Raw genomic sequence first — 17,214 nt, forward strand, 5'->3', positions numbered from 1 at the left:
TAAATATGGTTTAAACATGGAACCGAATATTTCGCTTCCCGAGCATCCTATTGCCATTTTTACAGAATCCCATCATTCTTCAAAGACGAGGTCCATCATGTGTGCGTTATTCTTTTCACAGAAAAAAAGCAGCAGCCTTTGGACGAATTGCAAGTCCTAGACTGCTGGCTTATTGATCTAAACATTCCACTTTGGTTCACTCAATTAGTTATGGGACCGTCTATAACATTAATCCAAAGCATCAATTGCCCATTGTATATCCAATTCTATATCGATTTCGGGATACTTCTTCTGGAGCTCACGAAGTAAGTCAATAAACTTATAACTCTGCAACTTCTCTGAAACATTCTCAAAATATCCACCCATTCTATCAATTTCATTGGGCGTACATTTCATTAACAGCTCTCTCGTTTGGCCAATATCGTGGCTAAGAACGTCGACTATCTCGCCCCAATAAGTGTCAAGTGGCGGCGATGCTCCGTTTGGCGCCATCTTATTAATGATGTCCAAATGGTATGAAATCTTTTCATTGCCTGTCATATTGCTCTCCTATTGATTTGGTTTCGCTATGTTAAGCTCCGCTTGCATCTCGTTCTGCATTTGTTTAATCGCATCGTCTACTGTCATTTTATTAGAAAGAATATCGTTAAAGTTGGCAGGACCGATCTCGTCCAATTTGCTTATAACCGCCATAGGCAATTCTCGCAAGCTATCAAATAAGCCGTCGTTAATCCGATCGAATGCATAAAAGGCCGACGCCTCTCCTTGTGCCCCCTCAGGCCCTAATCGAACCGGCAAATGGCCCGGATTAACGCGAGGCAGCAAACGTGCATATTGATCACCTGCCACATAGTTAATAAATGTCCAAGCCCCTTCCTTCTCCGAAGCATCCGATGGAATCGAAACAATATCGGTTAAATTGATGTTCGTCCCAGCCCCTTGCGTTTCCTCACTGCCAGGCATCGTAACCAGCCCCCAGTCCAAATCAGCATAACGGTCTTTGTTCATTATCAATAGGCTGTACAGATCAGAGCTATCCATAGCGAGCGCGATATTGCCTTGCAAAAATGGATAGCTTCTCTTCTCCATCTCTTCTCGGTTTGTTGTGGCAGCCGATTTTGCCGTACTGCGGTCAAAACAAATTTGCTGCTTAAAGCAATCCGCTACTTGTTCGATAATGTGTTTCCATGATTCCGTCTCGAACGTGAATGACTTGCCGTTATACAAAGATAAGCCTTTGCTTTGGCCAACATGAAGTGCCATCAAAAACGGATTATAAGCATCATAGCTGTAATATCCAAATTGCTTCTCCCCATTATTAGAAGTAGGGAAGCGTTGGGCCAATACAAATAACTCGTCCCATGTCATGCCGTTTGTTGGCGCGGGTACGCCGTATTCTTTGAATAACTTCTTATTATAGTATAATCCGGTACCTGTAAAAGTAGGCGTTAAGCCATATAGCTCACCGGCATCATTTTTAAGAAAGCTAAGCACTGCAGGAGTCACATCCGAAAGGTTGTACTCATCATTATTGATATAATCATTAAGAGAAACCAATTTTCCTTTGCCAGTCAGATAGGTGTACATATTGTTGGAGAGGATCACGACGTCCGGTTTCTGTTGATCCATTAAACGGCTATATGCCGAGAGTGGATCTTCTCCATTCAAGATTGGATCAGAAGCCGATATAAATTCGATACTGTAGTTCGGATGAGTCGCAACGAATACGTTGCCGTACTGTTCATTAAAAAGCATTTCACTCGTACCTAATACTTTCAATGTTACAGGCTTGTCTGATTGCTCGGCCCGGTTGGAGCAACTCATTAGAATCATAGAGATGAAGGCGAGCAATACAATGAACTTCTTGGCCATACTTACTATTACACCTCGAGTCTTAGGCGGTTTCGCCCAAATTTCTTACAACATACATAGTGACAAACAGCAGGTATAATTGTAACATATATCCATTAGACTGGAAATGCTTCATATATTTGATAAACACAAAAAAACCTCATAATCACTTTCGCAATTACGAGGATTCATGTTGAGCTATATTAACATTTAACCTTATCCTTTTCGCAAGTGGCCTTTCGAACCGTTCCCAGTCGGTGCAAAATGATCATGGCGATAGGAAAATGTCATTTTTTCACGTAGAGGCCGGCCTTGCAGCAAATGCTCCCTTACGAGCTGCCTTCCGCTATCTGGCGTCATATTTTGATACCAGATGCCTTCTGGGTAGACCGTTACGACACAAGCATCCTCGCAGCGGCCGTTACATTTTGTTCTTGTCGTATGAATGTAATCGTCAGCTTCTTGTAACCTGATTTCTTCGCGAATCGCTAGCGTAACCTCGTCTCCGAGACGGCGCATGCAGCTTCCGCCATTACAGATCAATACATGGTGCTTAGTTGCCGATAGGTCCCATGTTGCCATTCGCTTTCCCCCTATTGATTATGGCCGGCAGAGGTCGGAACTGACGAATCAAATTGTTGCATCAGCTGTTGAAATTGCTGCAAGCTGCGAGGAGGAGCCGACTGAATCTGCATGTGCTGTGGCAGCGATTGCCACACCTCGAGCAGAAGCGGAAGCTCCAGGCCAAGCGCTACGAGCTGATCCTTATGTTCGAAAATTTCTAATGGTGTCCCTTCCATCACGCACTGCCCCTGATCCATCACGAGAATCCAATCTGCCCACGCGTAAGCCAAATTCATATCGTGAGTTGCCATTACAACCGTAACGCCGTTAGCATGTATGCGATCCAACTCTTCGATTAACTTTTGTTCGGAGATCCGATCCAAATACGCGGTTGGTTCATCTAGCAGCAGCAGTTCAGGCTCAAGCGCCATGACGCCAGCAAGTGCGACACGTTTCTTTTGCCCTAAACTTAAATGATGTATGGGCGTGTCGGCTAATGGTGCCAGATTCATCGTTGCAAGCATGCTCTTGGTTCGAACCTGTATGTCATGCTCTTGCATGCCTGCGTTACGAAGGCCATACGATATATCTTCATAAGGCGTAGCCAATATTAACTGATGCTCCGGGTCCTGAAACACAAGGCCGATATGCTGCCGAAGCTCTTTCAGATTGTTGGGACGATAGGCAATGGGCGAACCGTGCCAATGGATCGCGCCCCGTGACGGTTTGTGAATGCCCACGGTTTGGAGGAAAAAGGTCGATTTACCGGAACCGTTATGCCCGCATATTGCCGTCTTTCTTCCTTTTGGTATTTGCATGTTCAGCCCATTGAGCGCACTATGGTCGCTGCCTGGATAGCTAAAGCTTGCATCCAACGCCTCCAGAATTGGGTTCATCTGATTCCCCTCCATCGATTCCATGCTTCAATTAGGGCCAAGACGACAAAACCGATATAACCTTCCCACTTGTACCGCGCGGGCATCGGCATGGCATGATATGGAGGCATTAGAATTTCATTCGTAAACCCTCTCGCAACTAATCCATTCGATACCCCTTTGTATCTTTGCATCGTTTTGTCGAAAAGCCTTACGATCAGCATGGCCATGTCCTTTATTTTGCTGCGAAAGCTCGAATGTCCCCCGCGCGCAACTTGTGCTGCATACATTCGCGATGCCGTGTCCATGAGCAAAAACAAAAAACGATACATGATCAGCATCAGTTCCAGCACTAAAGCTGGCATTCGCAGCTTCTTAAACACTTGGAACAGCTCCGATATCGGGAGTGTCAATGTTACGAAAGTAAGGCAAGACAAGCAGGCTGCCACCCGGACGAATAGTTGAACAGCCATCCATACGTTTGAGTCACTAAGCGTAACGGCCCAATGGAATGCTGTTAATAGAACTTTGCCAGAAGCTGCGGATCCAGAACTTATTGGTTCAATCTCAAGCACGAGTGCCGGTAGGCTAGCCGCATAAAATAAACAGGGCAACGTGAGCAACAGAACATACTGCTTAATGGGAATACGGGCGTACACCACAACCCAGACGAACATCCAGCCCATAATAGCGAGCTGAATGATTGGGTGGGAAAGATAAGAAAGCGTGAATAACGCGGCTGCAAACGTGAATTTCCACATGGGTGCTACATTTCTAAGCTTATTATTGTACGAGAGCGAATCAATACGTTTAATCATTGCGCTTGTTTTTCAAAGACTTGCCCTGGAACCATCCGATGGCATACCCGATAAAACCTGCACCCAATGCTGCTTGCAGCGCAAAGAGCATACTCTCTGTTTCGGAAGGAAGCTCAAATAACGAAGAAGCCCATGGTTGATAGTCTGGTTTTAATGCTGTGATAGCTTGCTCTGCCGCATCGTCTGCCCCGCCGAAATCTCCGTTTACAAAGAGAAGCGGAATAAGCGCCAAGAGGATAACGGCTGCGAGCAGCATCGTATTTTTAACTCGACTGGTCACGATGCCTTTGCTCCTTTCATTCTGCGTTGCAAGATAGACAGCTCATCCGAGCTATTGGCTTGCAGCCAGTTCCAGATCAATACGGTTAGCAGGCCTTCGCTGATGGCTAGCGGAACTTGCGTTACTGCAAAAATGCCGCCGAACTTGGCAAAGGAAGCAAGGAATCCCCCGCTCTCTGCTGGAAACGCTAATGCTAATTGTATCGATGTAATGACATAGGTGGACAAATCAGCGATAGCTGCAGCTGAAAAAATAGCCAGCTTCTGCTTTCCAGTCGCTTTCATCATCCCTCTATAAACCGCATAACCGACCATCGGCCCTGCCACTGCCATAGAGAATGCGTTGGCGCCTAACGTCGTCAAGCCGCCATGAGCAAGCAATACCGCCTGGAATAATAGCACGATTGAGCCAAGTACGCTCATCGGCAATGGACCGAACATCGCTGCACCAAGACCCGTTCCTGTCGGATGCGAGCTGCTGCCCGTTACGGACGGAATCTTAAGCGCTGATAAGACGAAAGTGAAGGCACCGGCTAGTCCGAGCATGATTTTCAATTCCGGCGTTTCCCTCGTTATTCGGATCAAGGCACGAAGCCCCAGCACAAAGAATGGAATAAAAACAATCCACCAGAAGAGCGCCCAGCCCCAAGGCAGAAACCCTTCCATAATGTGCATAGCATAAGCGGTCTGCGGTTCATTAACCGATAAATACAGCGTAAATGCCAGAACTAGCAACACGCTGCTTATCGCTCCTTTTCGTTTCATTTCTTTCACCCCATTAAATGTAAGTTAAAAAAGTTCCATTCCAAACCACAAAAAAAAGCGGCCATATCCAGCATAGATGCGGGTGAGGGCGCTTTGAAAAAGCATAGCAGCAAGCCATGCTCTTTAACACTCCCTATCTCCCGTAGGCAATCACTGTGTTGTCGAACTAGGCAGGTCTCCTGGCTTCAGAATCACCGTCTGTACAACTGCCTTCCCGGGGGCTAAGCCCAGTGGCGTTTTGCTGCGACTCCTCTGTTACAGTGGCGGGACCGCGCCGGCCTTGCACCGGACTTCCCTATTAAGCTCCATCCGATCGGAGAGAGCACCTAGTTCCGCGATATTGAACTGCTGTTGTAATGATGGCCTCTCTTCTCGAAGTTGGATCGGGCTTCACTTCTCTAATCCAATAATTTCGTAAAGCTTCTCTATATTCAAATGATCGCGAACATGCGATGCCAGCCGGTCAAAAGCTTCGTCTTGCCGGGTGCTAAATGGGAGAATGGATCGTATCGGCTCTATCCCTTTCGCGGTGCGAACAGTATCCAGCCATTGCCGCCGAAAGGCGTCCTCATGGAAAATGCCATGCACATACGTTCCCCATATTCGTCCGTCCTGCGAAATAGCGCCGTCTTCACGATTGCCGAGCGTAAATAACGAATAAACCGGCTCAAGCTGCACGGTCTGCCCCATATGAATTTCATAACCAGACACGGAGGTTCCATTGAACGCCTTCCAGCCCGAATGTTCGCTGTTTACGGAACCGCTTACACGTTCCGTCCGTTTCTCTTCATAAAATGTCGTCTCCAGCGGAAGATACCCTAGGCCGGCCGCTTCTCCACAATCCGATTCCACTTGCAACGGATCGTTTAGCTTGCGGCCGAGCATCTGGTAACCGCCGCATATGCCGACAATCGTACAGCCGCCGCCCTCAGCCAAGCGGCCAATCGCATCAGCCAAGCCACTCGCGCGCAAGAACGCTAGATCATCCAACGTGTTTTTCGATCCTGGCAAAATAATAATGTCGGGCCTATGCAGTTGCAGCTGCTCCACGCCTTCCACATAACGAAGCGCGACGTCAGGCTCGGCAGCCAGCGGATCAAAATCAGTGAAGTTAGAAATTCGCGGCAGCCTAATCACCGCCACTTCCAGCTCTTTGCCTTCGGATTCAGCAGTACGCTGCGGACGTTCCAGCACAACTGAATCTTCAGCTTCAATATCGAGCCTTGGCATATGCGGAATGACACCAAGCACTGGAATGCCTGTGCGCCCCTCCAGCCAATCGAGACCGGGCTGAAGCAAGCTGATATCGCCACGGAATTTGTTGATTACAAATCCTTTGACGCGTTGCCGTTCATGCTCCTCTAGCAGTTCAAGCGTACCAACGATTGCCGCGAATACACCGCCCTTGTCGATATCGGCGACGAGAAGCACAGGAGCCTCAGCCCAGCCGGCCATGCGCATATTGACAATATCACGGCTTTTGAGATTAATCTCGGCTGGGCTGCCTGCACCCTCAAGCACGACAACATCATACTGTGCGCGCAGCCGCTCCAGAGCAGCAATTACGACGTCTGCGGCGAGAGGCAAATACTCCTCCCGGTATCTCGTCGCGCTCATCTCCTGATGCGGTTTGCCATGCACGACGATTTGCGCCGTCATGTCCCGGGTCGGCTTAATCAAGATCGGGTTCATGTCGGTTGTTGCAGCAATGCCGCAAGCTTCCGCCTGCACCCCTTGTGCACGGCCAATCTCTTTGCCATCCAGCGTAACGTAGGAATTGAGCGCCATATTTTGCGACTTATATGGCGCAACCTCCCACCCATCTTGCCGTAAAATGCGGCACAGCGCTGTCGTCAATACACTTTTGCCTACATCAGAGGAAGTTCCTTGAAACATCACCGTCTTAGCACGCCTCAAGCCTGTCCCTCCTTCCCTATTCTGCTAGTGGCCATCGGCAGGATAAATTTCCCTGCATCGCGGCAGCGCATTAGAGCCAAGTTGTCTTTTCCAAATAAGAGGTTCTAGGCGTCGACGGCGTTTCCGCAGTTGGGTAACCGACGAATACCGTTCCGATAATTTTCTTATTTTCCGGCGAGCCAATAAACTGGTGCAAGCGTTGGTCCCGAACGAGGCCGACGCCGCGTGTTCGCCAGACAAGGCCAAGGCCGAGCTCTTGGGCAGCAAGCCACATCGAGTGGATCGCGCATGCCGCAGCATACTCATTATCCTCAGATGAAGCTTCATCGCCGGGCACGATATCTGCGGCAACGACAATCATCAGCGACGTAGTTTCCAGCACAGCGAGCGACTCTTTCACCAAGTTCGGTTTGGTCGGGAAACGCTCCTGCAAAAACTCCGAAGCTATTTGTTCATACCGTTCCTTGGCTTGCCCACGAATGACGTAAAAATGCCAGGGCTCGCGCAAACGGTCGTTCGGTGCCCAAGTCGCTGCTTCAAGCAATGTGGCCAGTTGGCCGTCTTCCACTTCACGAGCCTCGTAGTTTCGAACGGCCCGGCGTTGTTTTAAAGCATCTATAATTGACATATGCACGCATCCAATCTATTTTCGCAAGTACGCTGCCAGCTAGAATTCAAGCCCTAGCACCGCTGGCACGCCTTCGTTATAGTAATGCTTGATCGGCTGAATCTCTGAAACGAGATCCGCTTTCTCCATAATTTCTGGCTTGGCTCCGCGTCCTGTCAATACAAGATGCATGTATGCTGGCCTTTGTTCAATCAGCTCTACTACTTCTTGCAGTGGAAGGACGTCGGCAATCGGAAACCGTTCGATACCGAGCGCGTTGTTGATCTCATCGAGAATGATGACATCCCAGTCGCCACGCAGCACTTCTTCCTTCGCCATCGCCCAAGCTTTCTGCAACGCCTCGCGGTGCTCCTCTGGCGTCTTGGTCCATGTAAAGCCGACGCCAAGCTGGCGCATTTCGATGCCGATGCGGCTAAGCGCCAGCTGTTCGCCATAGGTGCGCTGCGGCGATTTAATAAATTGCAGCATCAGCACCTTATAGCCACGGCCGGCCGCGCGTACCGCAAGCCCGATGGATGCCGTTGTTTTCCCTTTGCCGTCTCCCGTGTAGACGAGCGCATAACCTTTGCGCGATGCTCTCCGGTCAGCCGATGCCATTGGACACGCTCCTCTTTATGCGGTATGCCGCACACTGTGCAATGAAACGGCGGACCGCTCCGATATTCGAGGCAAAATGGACATGCGAATACCCCGCCGTAAGCGAAGGCAAGCCGTAACCATCTTGTCCTGTCCCTCGGAGGCCTTTCGTCTCATAGGCATAAGGATAATTCTCATGATCAGGACATAGTGTCGAGTAATGAAACTCATGCCCTCGAATCGTCTCGCCTTCGGCTAGCAGCAAACTGTCGCGCAGCCCTTTCACCTCGCGGTAACCGAGCGCCGCAAGCTTCGCTTGCATCCGCACTTCTGCCGGTATAAGGCCTACCATCTCGTGTTTAATGCCTGCACGGTCTGTGATCGAGCGGGACAAATACATATATCCTCCGCACTCGGCGAATACGGGCAGTCCAGCCTCAGCTCTTGCCTTTAAGCCACGCCCAACATGGCTTGCAGCCGCAAGCTGGGGAGCGAATTCCTCGGGGAAGCCGCCACCGATATACACGCCATCGGCTTCTTCCGGCACTTGCTCTCCCGCCAGGGGGCTAAATAAGCGAATGTGAGCGCCGAGCTGCTCTAACAGCTCCAGATTTTCCGGGTAGTAGAAGTTGAAAGCCGCGTCTTTGGCAACGGCTATGATCGGTTGTGAATGCGCCGGGATCATAGCATCGCCAGCGGCTCCAGCTTCGCAGGGCATTTCTGCAAAAAGCCTATTCGCCGGCCAGTCCAGATGCGGCGCTTGTTCGGCAAGCGCAAGCACCGCATCCAAATCCACGCCCTGCTCAATGAGATCAGCCGCGCGGCGGAACAGTGGCTCTAGCTCGCCCCGCTCGATTGCTGGCACGAGGCCCAGATGCCGCTCAGGAACCTGCAGCTCGTCATCTCGCCCAAGCCAACCAAGCACAGGAATGCCGCACACTTGTTCAATCGCCGCTTTAACGAGCTTATAATGGCCGGAGCTGCCGCATTTATTGACGATGACACCGGCAATTCGTCCGTCTCCAGCCAGCTGCTGGAAGCCGAGCACAACAGCTGCGGCGCTGCGCGCCATGCTTTGCGCATTCACGACGAGCAGCACGGGGCTTTGCAGCAATGAAGCGATTTCTGCTGTGGAACCTGTGTCCGACAACGGATCTTTCCCGTCGAACATGCCCATGACACCTTCGATAATGGAAATATCCGCCCCCGCCGAGCCGCGCAAAAAAATCTCCTTCATCGTATCGTGCGGCAGCATCCAAGTATCGAGATTTCGCGACTGCCGTCCTGTAACTGCCGTATGGTAGGACGGATCAATGTAGTCTGGACCGCATTTGAAGCCTTGAACCTGCATGCCCCTTCGTTTCAGTGCAGCCATCAAGCCAATCGTGACCGTCGTCTTGCCAGCGCCGCTGCCCGTTCCAGCGATAACTAAGCGGGCTCTGCGTTCGCCGCTCATCGCCCAGCCCCCGAACCGGCGGCGGTTGTTTGCGGATAGTGCACACGGGCAATCGAAATCGTCACATTGCCGCTCTTTTTCTTCTCCAACAGCCATTCCGATGCGCCACTCGAAAGCAAAGCAGCCGGCTCACATACGCCGTAAGCGCCTGTATACTTAAACACCGTCTCCGATGGGTTCGCGAGCGGCACCGCGTTAAGCTGCTCAGGCGTATAGGCTTCGAGCTTCCACCCATATTTGCCGCAGATTTCAAGCAAGCCTTGCTCATCTTTCTTGATATCAATCGTGGCGATGCTGCGAACGCTTCGTAACGAGAGCCGCAGTTCAGCAAGCGTTTCGAAAATGACACTTTCGATCTCATCCGCCGGCGTTCCCCGGTTGCATCCCATGCCAATGACCAGCGACTTAGGACGGTATAACACGCCATTGCGCAGTAGAACGGCTTCTTCCTCTGGAGCGATCAGCCTATCCGTAATAAGCAACGTGGCATCGAATTCCGCATGCATTGCTTCCTGTGCGTCCGTATACACACGGATATGGCTGGGCAGCGGCTTTTCGTATGTCCACCAGTTCGTTTCGCCTGTCTCCTGAACGACGGCTACACGCTCCTCGTTGACGACCGATGCACTAACCGGCGTCGCTTTGTCGAAGCTTTCGATGGTCCAGCCAAAGCTGCGGCCAAACAGATCGACGGGAATCGTTTGCTGCACATCCGAAGCTGTTGTAATAACTGGTCGTGCGCCGAGCACGGTCGCCAACTCGCGGGTCAATTCATTCGCGCCGCCCAAATGGCCGGACAAAACGCTGATCACATGCTCGCCCCGGTCATCGATGACGACGACGGCGGGATCTTTCTTCTTATCCTCAAGAATCGGAGCGATCATGCGTACGACGGCTCCGAGCGAAATGATAATAATAAGACCGTTATATTGCTTGAACAAATCCGGCAAAATCAGCTTTACCGAGCCTTCAAACATCTGGTAGCCCTTCATCGCTTCGTCGCCGCGAGCGAATTTGCTCATATAGTACAGGTCTGTGCCAGGAAAACGTTCAACTAAATCCCGCGCCATCTCCACGCCATGCTTCGTAATCGCAACAGCGGCAAAAGGGTTACTCACTTGCCGCCACTCCTTTCCGGTAGCCATGCGTGAACGTTTTGTCATACAGCTTTGAGCGATGCTCATCGCGATCGACCAGCGAAGGATCGAGTGCCTTGCCGGCCAAAATCATCGCGTGCATGCGAATGCCCGCCTGGCGCAAATCTTCCGCCAAATTGCGCAGCGTTGAACGCAAAATTTTCTGGTCCGGCCACGTCGCCCGCTGCACGACTGCTACAGGCGTATCCTCGTCCCACCCGGCTTCCAGAAACTCTCTTACAACCTTCTTGGCCAGCGTCGCACTTAGATAGAGCGCGACTGTGCAATGGTGGGATGCGAGGTCTCGCAGCTTTTCCCGCTCGGGGACAGGCGTTCGGCCTTCCGCGCGCGTGAGAATGACCGTCTGTGTCAAATCCGGCACCGTAAGCTCTGCGCCGAGCACCGCCGCTGCCGCGAACACCGAGCTAACGCCCGGCACGATTTCATACGCGATGCCTTCTTGCTTCAGCAGCACCATTTGCTCCAAAATCGCGCCGTACATCGACGGGTCTCCCGTATGAATGCGCGCAACCGATTTCCCTTCGCGTACCGACGCAGCCATCAACTGAACCATCTGCTCCAGGTCCATGCCCGAGCTTTGCAACACCGTCGCGTGCTCGCCTGCCCGTGCGATAAGCTCATCGTTTACGAGCGAATCGGTGTATAACACAACATCCGCCTGCTGCAAAATACGCTGCCCTTTGACCGTTATTAAATCCGGGTCTCCCGGGCCTGCGCCAACAATATACACTTGTGGGTTGAGCGTCATTTTCTCACCACCATTAGCGTTAAATATTCCAGCTCCTGTCCTTTAAGCTCACGAATGTTGCGCCAGACGAGCTCTTGCGGCGAAGTGACTTTCGTTACTACAGAAGCTTTGTCGACCAGATGAAGCTCTTCCAAGATGTCGATCATCATATCCAAAACCTTCGCTACTTTAATAAATACGATTGCGTCATGCTCGACAATTGCACGCTTCATCTCGTCACGGTCGCCAGTCGCGGGCACAATCGCCACTTGATCATCGCCGTCCGCAAGCGGCACATTAAGCCTTGCAGCCGCGCCGAGTACCGATGAAATGCCGGGAACCGAAAGGATTGGCACCTCTGGGTGGAGCTGCTGCATGAGCCGCGCCATATGAATGAACGTGCTGTACAGGTTCGGATCGCCCTCGGTCACAAAAGCGATATCTTGGCCCGCCTGCAGATGCTGCCAGATCAGCTCGGCTGTCTTATTCCACTCCCGATCCAGCGTTGCTTGGTCCTTGGTCATCGGAAAGACGAGCCCCAGCATCTCCTTCTCAGCCGTATTGACATAAAGCTCTACGATTTCAAGCGCGTAGGATTTGGCGCCCATCCGTTTTCTCGGGTAAGCAATTACCGGGCACTCCTTCAACAATCGAAACGCTTTGACGGTAATAAGCTCCGGGTCTCCCGGGCCAACGCCTACGCCGTACAGCGTCCCTAATTTTAAAGCGGTAGTCGTCATTCTTCATTCCCCTTTGCTTCTTGTACTGCTTCGTTCCCCCGGCTTCCGGTGATGACATAAATCGGATTAAGCCCTTCAAATCGAGTCATGTCCAAAATCGGTTTGCTACGCGAAATTTGAACGAGCGCAATATTCGCATCAAAGCCGTTCTCGCGCAGCGCCGATTGCGCCGTTGCAAGCGTTTCAATCGTTGCCGCGTTCACGACAATGCGTCCGCCATCATTCAGGCGCGTGCAGCAGATGCGTATGAGCTCGCGCAGCTCGCCACCGCTTCCGCCGATGAATACCGCGTCCGGGTCTGGCAGGCCGTCCAATCCATTTGGCGCCTTCGCATGAATCGCTGTAATGTCCGCTCGGAACTTGCGGCTGTTGTTCGTAATGTTTACAAGGTCGCCTTCATTTTTCTCAAGTGCGAACACTTGCCCCAGCGGCGCTAGCCTTGCGCACTCGACACCGACAGAACCGGAGCCTGCGCCGATATCCCAAACGATGCTGTCTAGCTTCAGCTTCAGTTCCGCCAAGCTTAGTACGCGCACTTCCTTTTTCGTTATGAGCCCTTTATCCGGCTTCCGTTGGTCGAACTCATGGTCTTCAAATCCGAAGCCGTGCCGCCGCATAGGCGCCGCATCCAGCCTTCGCCTCAATACAACAACATTGAGCGGAGCAAATGTAGCAGCCGCCATATCCGCTAGCGACCACCAGCCGTACCGTTCATCTTCGCCGCCAAGATTTTCCGCCACGAACGCATCGTATTCATCCATGCCGAAATCGAGCAAATACGCCGCGATGGCTGCTGGGCTATTCGTTTCGTCCGTCAACAGCGCTACTTTTGCTTTGCCGTCAATGCGCTGTGCAAGCCCTTTGATCGGCCTTCCGTGCACGCTCTCCAGCACCGCATCCTGCCAGCTTTCGCCCATTTTGGAGAATGCCAGCTGTATTGAGCTTAAATGAGGGTGAATGCATACAGCGTCTGCACCCGCTTTCTTGGCAATAAAGCCTGCGATCCCATAAAACAACGGGTCTCCAGAAGCCAACACGATAACCTGGGACTGTTCACGCAAGCTAATCAGCCGCTCGACGGTTTGCATAAGCCCGCCTTTCAGTACGATTCGCTCGTTACCAGCCTCCGGAAACATAGCCAAATGGCGCTCGCCGCCAACGAGCACGCCGGCACCATCAATCCGTTGCAGGCTTGCTGCGCTTAACCCCCGAGGGCCGTCGTCGCCAATGCCGATAATATGAATCCGATTATCCAACTGCTTCCGCCCTCCCCAGTATCTCGCCCTTCATCGTGACGAGTACGGTTTCTACCGTTATTCCGCCACCGATATGCGTTAGAGCGTGCCGGCAGGCATACTCGCATAATCGATTAAAAAATGTGCCAATTCCCGCTTCCGCTGCAAGATCCCCTGCTTGGGATGCGGTATTGGCCTCCATAATTGCCTGCTGTAGTTCTAAACTTGCGCCCTCCTCGGCTGCCACCTGAGCCAAAAAAGCAAAATCAACAGGCGCGCTCTTCGAGTGCACCATCATGACGCCCTGCGCCACCTTCGAAAACTTGCCCATCATGCCAACAAGGCTCACTTTCGCCATGCCAAGCCGCTTGGCATGCTGCAGCGAAAACCCTACGAAATCGCCCATCTGAATGAACGCTTCCTCACTCAGTTCCGGGTTCATCTTGATCGCATACTTTTCGCTGCTGCCTCCCGTCGTAAGAGCAATGTGCTTGCAGCCAGACGCCTTCGCTACTTGCAACGCTTGGATAACGCTTGCTTTGTAGGCAGCGGTCGAGAATGGCACGACGACGCCGCGTGTCCCGAGAATAGAAATGCCGCCAAGGATGCCGAGGCGCGCATTCAACGTTTTCTTGGCGATCTCTTCGCCATCTGGCACCGAGATAACGATTCTGACGCCGCGGTCCGAAGCAATGCCAAACTCGCTCAGCACTTCCTCGGCCACCCGCGTCAGCATCCTTCGCGGCACTGGATTGATAGCGGCTTCGCCAACAGCAACCGGGAGGCCCGGTTTTGTGACACGGCCAACGCCAACGCCGCCGTCCAGCTCAATCCCGCCGCCATCCTTCCAAGTGACAGTGGCGATGATTTTCGCCTTATGCGTCGCATCCGGATCATCGCCCGCATCTTTAATGGTCGCAATCTGCGCCATATCCCGCGTATAATCGCCCTCGATCAGCTCGAACGTATGGGCAAAGCCTGCCGGCAGCCATACCTCCGCAGCGTGAACCGATTGCTGGGTAATCAGCATCGTGAGCGCGCCTTTGGCAGCTGCAGTTGCGCATGCGCCAGTCGTAAAGCCATGCCTCATCGGTTGTTCGGATTTGTTATCCTCCTGCTGCCGCTCGCTCACAGCGATCCTCCCTTCTGGGCTTAACTCACCGTTTCTAACCGCGTTTATCCGCCATAATCGATATCGCGTTAAGCGCAGCGACTACGATCGTACTGCCGCCTTTGCGCCCAATGTTCGTAATAAATGGAATATCGAGCTTGAGCAGCTCGTCCTTCGATTCCGCCGCCGATACGAACCCGACCGGCATGCCGATAATCAAGCTTGGCTTCGCTAATCCTTCCTTCACAAGACGAATCAACTCCAGCAATGCCGTTGGTGCATTTCCGATTGCATAAATGCCGCCTTCCGCTTCGCGCAACGCCTTGCGCATCGAGATGATCGCGCGCGTTGTGTTCAGCCGTTTCGCTTCCTCCACCACGTCAGGATCGGAAATGTATACATTGACGTCACCGCCATATTTGTAAATGCGTTCTTTGCTGATGCCGACCTGCACCATTTGTACGTCCGCGATAACTTTCTCCCCGCGGCGAATGGCGGCAATTCCGGCTTCGATTGCATCGGGGTGGAACACAAGGCTGCGGCCGAGTTCAAAATCAGCGGAAGCATGAATGACCCGTTGCACGACCGGATACTGCGCCTCAGTAAACGAATGCTCGCCCAGCTCCTCCGTAATCATCTCGAAGCTCTTTGCTTCAATTTCCTGCGGCTGAATCGTAAGCGGCTTAAACTCTGTTTTGAAATCCATAACAAACCCCTCCCATATGTCAAGCCGTAATCGACTTTACTTGTTCCAAAATGCCATCGTATTCCGTAAATACAGTTCCGAACTCCAACTCCGGCCGCGAAATCAAGATGACATCGATGCCCATGCTGAGCGCGGTTTGTACCTTCTCATCGACAGCCCCAGTCGAGCCGCTTTCTTTCGTTACCATGATGGTCGTGCCATACTGCCTGTAGAGCGCTTCGTTCATCTCCCGGGAAAATGGTCCCTGCATGGCGATTATATTTTTTTGCTCGACGCCAAGCTCCTCGCATTTCTCCATATTATCGTGCCTTGGCAGCATGCGGGCGACGAGCCGAATGTTCGGATCGTTGGCCAGATGCCGAGCGAAAATATGCAACGTCTTGCTGCCCGTCGTCAGCATCACAGAGCCTTGGCGGCGCTTCGCTTCAAGCGCCGCTTCCTCATAGCCCGGGACAACCGTCAACCCAGGATGGTTATCATACACGAGCGAGGCGCGTTCGAAGCGGATATAAGGAATGCCCGCGCATTTCGCCGCCTGCATCGCATTGCGATGCGCTTCCTCCGCGAACGGATGGCTAGCGTCAATAACAGCGGCGTATTCTTCGTTCGTAAACTGCGACACCATCTCATCTTCAGTTAAACGTCCCACGCGCACATCGAGCCCTTCAGCCTTTAAGCTATTCGCCGCGCTGTCCGTAACGACCGACGCCAACACCTTGTGTCCGCTCTGCCGAATGCGTACGGCTAGCTCCCTTGCATCGCTAGTGCCGCAAAGCATGAAGATCATTGCGGCTCCCCCTTATGCCCGTGAGCATGGCTGTGCGCATGTTCGTGCCCATCATGGCCATGGCCGTGATGATGATCGTGAGCGTGCTCATGATGGGCATGGTTATGGCCGTGATCATGTTCGTGATCGTGTCCATGATCGTGCGAATGGTCATGATGGTGATAATCGTGTCCATGCTCGTCATCATGATGATGATGGTGATGCTCAAGATGGGCAGCCGCCTCTATACGGTATTTACACAAGTCGCAGTTCATCGCTGCGCGCCCTTCAAACGCCTCGGCTACCCGGTCTAGCAACAAATCCGCCAGCTCAGGATGGAAGCCGAAATAATCCGCCAGCACAATGTTCCGGTCTGGATGAAGCGCTGCAAAATCCGCAACCATCTGCTCGATGCGTTTAATAAGAATGCCAGTGAACAGGAAGTAAGGCAGCACGTATACCGTTTTGGCGCCAAGCTGCAAGCAACGCTCCAGCCCCTCTTCGAACGACGGCTCTGTTACGCCGATAAAGCAGCTTTCCGTCCATTTGACCGGTACCTGTTCCCAGAACAGGCGCGCCATTTTATAAAAATCGCTATTCGCATCCACGTCGCTGCTTCCGCGACCTAATAACAACACCGCCGTGTTCGGGTCCCGCTCTCCGCTCTGCTGTTCTGCCGAGTACCCGGTCTCCGCCAACCGAGTCTTTAATATATTAATAACCTTCTGATGCACGCCGATCGGGCGTCCATACGCGAACTGGACATGCGGATACTTCTGCTTCGCATGGTCAATCGCATCGGGAATATGAATCTTCGCATGACCCGCGGCAAACAAAATAATCGGCACAAGCACAACTCGGCTGGCTCCTTGCGCTACGCACTTTGCAATGCCCTGGTCGATGGATGGTTTCGCAAATTCCAAAAAACATGTTTCAATGGCAAAGCCGGGCGCTTTCGCCCTGACCATATCAGCAAACCGAAGCAGCTCCTCATTTCCTGCAGAATCACGGCTGCCGTGGCCGACAAGCAGTATCGTCTCCAT

General features: G+C 52.2%; 19 protein-coding genes and 1 riboswitch. All 19 genes read right to left on the reverse strand.

Going from position 1 to position 17,214, the window contains the following annotated elements; translation table 11 throughout:
* Positions 1-228: 228 nt before the first annotated feature.
* The 19 genes from GON22_RS21055 to GON22_RS21145 all read right to left on the reverse strand — a co-directional run bounded on the left by GON22_RS21055 (position 229) and on the right by GON22_RS21145 (position 17,214).
* Entirely contained in the window at positions 229-540 is a 312-nt protein-coding gene (locus GON22_RS21055; protein WP_160398089.1) for a hypothetical protein, read from the reverse strand.
* A 9-nt stretch (positions 541-549) separates the two neighbouring features.
* On the reverse strand, positions 550-1,872 hold the full coding sequence (locus GON22_RS21060; RefSeq protein ID WP_160398090.1) for an ABC transporter substrate-binding protein: 1,323 nt from the start codon (positions 1,870-1,872) through the stop codon (positions 550-552).
* Between the two features lie 195 nt (positions 1,873-2,067).
* A complete protein-coding gene (locus GON22_RS21065) occupies positions 2,068-2,433 on the reverse strand; it encodes a (2Fe-2S) ferredoxin domain-containing protein (protein WP_160398091.1) in 366 nt (121 codons plus the stop codon).
* Between the two features lie 11 nt (positions 2,434-2,444).
* Positions 2,445-3,311, reverse strand: coding sequence for an energy-coupling factor ABC transporter ATP-binding protein (locus GON22_RS21070; protein ID WP_160398092.1), 867 nt, complete (start codon positions 3,309-3,311; stop codon positions 2,445-2,447).
* A complete protein-coding gene (cbiQ, locus tag GON22_RS21075; protein WP_160398093.1) occupies positions 3,308-4,108 on the reverse strand; it encodes a cobalt ECF transporter T component CbiQ in 801 nt (266 codons plus the stop codon). The genes GON22_RS21070 and cbiQ overlap by 4 nt, the downstream gene beginning before the upstream one ends.
* On the reverse strand, positions 4,101-4,388 hold the full coding sequence (locus tag GON22_RS21080) for an energy-coupling factor ABC transporter substrate-binding protein (protein WP_160398094.1): 288 nt from the start codon (positions 4,386-4,388) through the stop codon (positions 4,101-4,103). The genes cbiQ and GON22_RS21080 overlap by 8 nt, the downstream gene beginning before the upstream one ends.
* Entirely contained in the window at positions 4,385-5,152 is a 768-nt protein-coding gene (locus tag GON22_RS21085) for an energy-coupling factor ABC transporter permease (protein WP_160398095.1), read from the reverse strand. Before GON22_RS21085 ends, GON22_RS21080 begins: the two co-directional genes overlap by 4 nt.
* A gap of 152 nt (positions 5,153-5,304) precedes the next feature.
* Positions 5,305-5,497: riboswitch (cobalamin riboswitch) on the reverse strand.
* Between the two features lie 45 nt (positions 5,498-5,542).
* The gene (locus tag GON22_RS21090; protein WP_160398096.1) at positions 5,543-7,069 is read right to left on the reverse strand and encodes a cobyric acid synthase; all 1,527 of its coding nucleotides are present in this window, start codon (positions 7,067-7,069) and stop codon (positions 5,543-5,545) included.
* 70 nt (positions 7,070-7,139) lie between these two features.
* The gene (locus tag GON22_RS21095; protein ID WP_160398097.1) at positions 7,140-7,697 is read right to left on the reverse strand and encodes a nitroreductase family protein; all 558 of its coding nucleotides are present in this window, start codon (positions 7,695-7,697) and stop codon (positions 7,140-7,142) included.
* 39 nt (positions 7,698-7,736) lie between these two features.
* The gene (locus tag GON22_RS21100; protein ID WP_160398098.1) at positions 7,737-8,294 is read right to left on the reverse strand and encodes a cob(I)yrinic acid a,c-diamide adenosyltransferase; all 558 of its coding nucleotides are present in this window, start codon (positions 8,292-8,294) and stop codon (positions 7,737-7,739) included.
* On the reverse strand, positions 8,281-9,729 hold the full coding sequence (locus GON22_RS21105) for a cobyrinate a,c-diamide synthase (protein WP_160398099.1): 1,449 nt from the start codon (positions 9,727-9,729) through the stop codon (positions 8,281-8,283). The genes GON22_RS21100 and GON22_RS21105 overlap by 14 nt, the downstream gene beginning before the upstream one ends.
* On the reverse strand, positions 9,726-10,847 hold the full coding sequence (locus tag GON22_RS21110) for a cobalamin biosynthesis protein (protein ID WP_160398100.1): 1,122 nt from the start codon (positions 10,845-10,847) through the stop codon (positions 9,726-9,728). Before GON22_RS21110 ends, GON22_RS21105 begins: the two co-directional genes overlap by 4 nt.
* The gene (gene cobM / locus GON22_RS21115; RefSeq protein ID WP_160398101.1) at positions 10,840-11,634 is read right to left on the reverse strand and encodes a precorrin-4 C(11)-methyltransferase; all 795 of its coding nucleotides are present in this window, start codon (positions 11,632-11,634) and stop codon (positions 10,840-10,842) included. The genes GON22_RS21110 and cobM overlap by 8 nt, the downstream gene beginning before the upstream one ends.
* Positions 11,631-12,353 (reverse strand): precorrin-2 C(20)-methyltransferase, encoded by a 723-nt coding sequence (gene cobI / locus GON22_RS21120; RefSeq protein WP_160398102.1) that lies wholly within the window; start codon positions 12,351-12,353, stop codon positions 11,631-11,633. Before cobI ends, cobM begins: the two co-directional genes overlap by 4 nt.
* The gene (cbiE, locus tag GON22_RS21125; RefSeq protein ID WP_160398103.1) at positions 12,350-13,609 is read right to left on the reverse strand and encodes a precorrin-6y C5,15-methyltransferase (decarboxylating) subunit CbiE; all 1,260 of its coding nucleotides are present in this window, start codon (positions 13,607-13,609) and stop codon (positions 12,350-12,352) included. The genes cobI and cbiE overlap by 4 nt, the downstream gene beginning before the upstream one ends.
* Positions 13,602-14,720 (reverse strand): cobalt-precorrin-5B (C(1))-methyltransferase, encoded by a 1,119-nt coding sequence (locus GON22_RS21130; RefSeq protein ID WP_160398104.1) that lies wholly within the window; start codon positions 14,718-14,720, stop codon positions 13,602-13,604. Before GON22_RS21130 ends, cbiE begins: the two co-directional genes overlap by 8 nt.
* A 34-nt stretch (positions 14,721-14,754) precedes the next feature.
* Entirely contained in the window at positions 14,755-15,405 is a 651-nt protein-coding gene (locus GON22_RS21135) for a precorrin-8X methylmutase (RefSeq protein ID WP_160398105.1), read from the reverse strand.
* A 19-nt stretch (positions 15,406-15,424) separates the two neighbouring features.
* On the reverse strand, positions 15,425-16,192 hold the full coding sequence (gene cobK / locus GON22_RS21140; RefSeq protein ID WP_160398106.1) for a precorrin-6A reductase: 768 nt from the start codon (positions 16,190-16,192) through the stop codon (positions 15,425-15,427).
* The gene (locus GON22_RS21145; RefSeq protein WP_160398107.1) at positions 16,189-17,214 is read right to left on the reverse strand and encodes a sirohydrochlorin chelatase; all 1,026 of its coding nucleotides are present in this window, start codon (positions 17,212-17,214) and stop codon (positions 16,189-16,191) included. The genes cobK and GON22_RS21145 overlap by 4 nt, the downstream gene beginning before the upstream one ends.

It is taken from the genome of Paenibacillus sp. MMS18-CY102, assembly GCF_009789195.1.
In the GTDB taxonomy this organism is placed as follows: Bacteria; Bacillota; Bacilli; order Paenibacillales; family Paenibacillaceae; genus Paenibacillus_T.

What these genes read in the sequence shown, in the direction of transcription:
- GON22_RS21055 (WP_160398089.1), bottom strand. Translation starts at nt 540, where the DNA reads ATGACAGGCAATGAAAAGATTTCATACCATTTGGACATCATTAATAAG.
- GON22_RS21060 (WP_160398090.1), bottom strand. Translation starts at nt 1,872, where the DNA reads ATGGCCAAGAAGTTCATTGTATTGCTCGCCTTCATCTCTATGATTCTA.
- GON22_RS21065 (WP_160398091.1), bottom strand. Translation starts at nt 2,433, where the DNA reads ATGGCAACATGGGACCTATCGGCAACTAAGCACCATGTATTGATCTGT.
- GON22_RS21070 (WP_160398092.1), bottom strand. Translation starts at nt 3,311, where the DNA reads ATGAACCCAATTCTGGAGGCGTTGGATGCAAGCTTTAGCTATCCAGGC.
- cbiQ (WP_160398093.1), bottom strand. Translation starts at nt 4,108, where the DNA reads ATGATTAAACGTATTGATTCGCTCTCGTACAATAATAAGCTTAGAAAT.
- GON22_RS21085 (WP_160398095.1), bottom strand. Translation starts at nt 5,152, where the DNA reads ATGAAACGAAAAGGAGCGATAAGCAGCGTGTTGCTAGTTCTGGCATTT.
- GON22_RS21095 (WP_160398097.1), bottom strand. Translation starts at nt 7,697, where the DNA reads ATGTCAATTATAGATGCTTTAAAACAACGCCGGGCCGTTCGAAACTAC.
- GON22_RS21100 (WP_160398098.1), bottom strand. Translation starts at nt 8,294, where the DNA reads ATGGCATCGGCTGACCGGAGAGCATCGCGCAAAGGTTATGCGCTCGTC.
- GON22_RS21105 (WP_160398099.1), bottom strand. Translation starts at nt 9,729, where the DNA reads ATGAGCGGCGAACGCAGAGCCCGCTTAGTTATCGCTGGAACGGGCAGC.
- cobM (WP_160398101.1), bottom strand. Translation starts at nt 11,634, where the DNA reads ATGACGCTCAACCCACAAGTGTATATTGTTGGCGCAGGCCCGGGAGAC.
- cobI (WP_160398102.1), bottom strand. Translation starts at nt 12,353, where the DNA reads ATGACGACTACCGCTTTAAAATTAGGGACGCTGTACGGCGTAGGCGTT.
- GON22_RS21135 (WP_160398105.1), bottom strand. Translation starts at nt 15,405, where the DNA reads ATGGATTTCAAAACAGAGTTTAAGCCGCTTACGATTCAGCCGCAGGAA.
- cobK (WP_160398106.1), bottom strand. Translation starts at nt 16,192, where the DNA reads ATGATCTTCATGCTTTGCGGCACTAGCGATGCAAGGGAGCTAGCCGTA.
- GON22_RS21145 (WP_160398107.1), bottom strand. Translation starts at nt 17,214, where the DNA reads ATGGAGACGATACTGCTTGTCGGCCACGGCAGCCGTGATTCTGCAGGA.